Annotated in this window: 2 protein-coding genes; both read right to left on the reverse strand. The window is 63.6% G+C overall.

Going from position 1 to position 1,587, the window contains the following annotated elements; translation table 11 throughout:
• Positions 1-88: 88 nt before the first annotated feature.
• Entirely contained in the window at positions 89-841 is a 753-nt protein-coding gene (locus MTX34_RS25440; protein ID WP_094662030.1) for a nucleotidyl transferase AbiEii/AbiGii toxin family protein, read from the reverse strand.
• Entirely contained in the window at positions 841-1,434 is a 594-nt protein-coding gene (locus tag MTX34_RS25445; RefSeq protein WP_094662028.1) for a type IV toxin-antitoxin system AbiEi family antitoxin, read from the reverse strand. The genes MTX34_RS25440 and MTX34_RS25445 overlap by 1 nt, the downstream gene beginning before the upstream one ends.
• Positions 1,435-1,587 lie beyond the last annotated feature (153 nt).

Here is a 1,587-nt window from a genome sequence, read left to right on the forward strand (position 1 = left end):
TCGAATATTCGGCAGCACAGCCTAATTCGCTCGCAGACTGCCTGAGTTGCGGGCCTTTACCGCAAGACTGTTTCATGCGACTGCAGGACTAACGTGTCGCCAGCGCCTGCCATGCCCGGGCCACAAGGTTTGCCGCTTCGCGCGCTGTCACGATCAGCCGCGTCTGCCCCGACAACTGACTCAACCAATCGGATTCGGTCGGTATGTCCGCGAATTGCCACTGCCCTGGCAGCTTGTTCGTGGGCCCGAACCTCCGATACAAATCGGCCACTGCCGGCTCGAATGCGCCAATCCGAGTGAGTGCACACAAGTCCCACAGATCACGCGACGCCCGCCGATCACACCAGGTGGCCGTCTTACCCGCAACGAAGGCGGGCCGCGTGGGCACCGTCAACTCAGCTCCCGGTGCATCCTCAAACCGCTGTTCGAGTCGCCGGTTCTCCAGAGGCCATGCTGGGCGACCTTCCGCCGACAGCAACTGCACCTTGACCGCCAGTCCGGACTGCGACCTCAACACTGCACCGAGGCGCTCAGGCACCTCGCTGATCGCAGGATCCCACACCAGACGCCCGTGGCTGCGCATCACCGCGCGTGGGAGAGCGCGGTCGAGATCACGAGCGACCTCCGATCTGGAACCGACCGCAATCAGGTCGATGTCCTCACTGAGACGACCATCGACCAAATGGGTTCGAGCCAAGGCTGTTCCGCCGATGAACACAATCCGATCCGCGAAATGCGCACTCAGATAGCCGAGCAGGTGCGAGATCAGGTGATCCCGCTCGACCTGTGCACGCGCGACACCGAATTGCGCGGCCACCGAGGCCAACTCGCGGGGATTCACTACTTCTCCCCCAACCGAGCCTGCAGCCGCGTCAACGTCATTCGCATCTTCTGAGCCCCAGCGATCTCGGCTAACACTTTCGGATCGCACCGTCGATACAACTGCTCCACCGCCGGCCACACCTCAGCCTCGGCGTCACCGAGACCCGGACGCTTTACCAGATCCAACACCGTCTGCTCCGCAGTCGTCACCAACACCGGACCCAACTCGGTATCGATACGCTCCGCATCCAGACGTGCGGTGTCGCGCACGACGAACCGAACCAACGCCGGCCGATCCACCAACCGAATCGGATCGTGTCGCGTCGGCACAGCCACCACAGCCGTCGCCAACGCACGCGGAAGAACACCGTGCAACCGCGCTGCGCTGATACCCATCACCACAGCGTCATCGCGGCCGTACGCCGCGACAGCGATACCAACTGCTGCAGCCTCCAGGCCAGGCATCCACTCGGTCCCGACCCGATCGTCGGGCACGGCCACGTAGAAGCCCGTCGCCACTCGGTGCAGCAGGCCCAGGTCCGTCAGCCGCGCAAGCTCGGCTCGCGGGTGCGCGTAGACATCGGCCGCTGTCGCGGCTCGCACCATCCGCATCGGAAGCCGTGCAAACGCGGGAGGTAACCCGGCATGACGGCGTCGCACATCGCTTGTCGTCACAGTTACCTCCATCAAATGTCGGATACGTAGGCTCCAAGCCTACAGAACCGACACTGATTCCAACACTGCACCTCGGCCCGGCCATCACCT

Origin of the sequence: Rhodococcus sp. ARC_M5 (assembly GCF_022810405.1) — a bacterium.
GTDB classification, from domain to species: domain Bacteria; phylum Actinomycetota; class Actinomycetes; order Mycobacteriales; family Mycobacteriaceae; genus Rhodococcoides; species Rhodococcoides navarretei.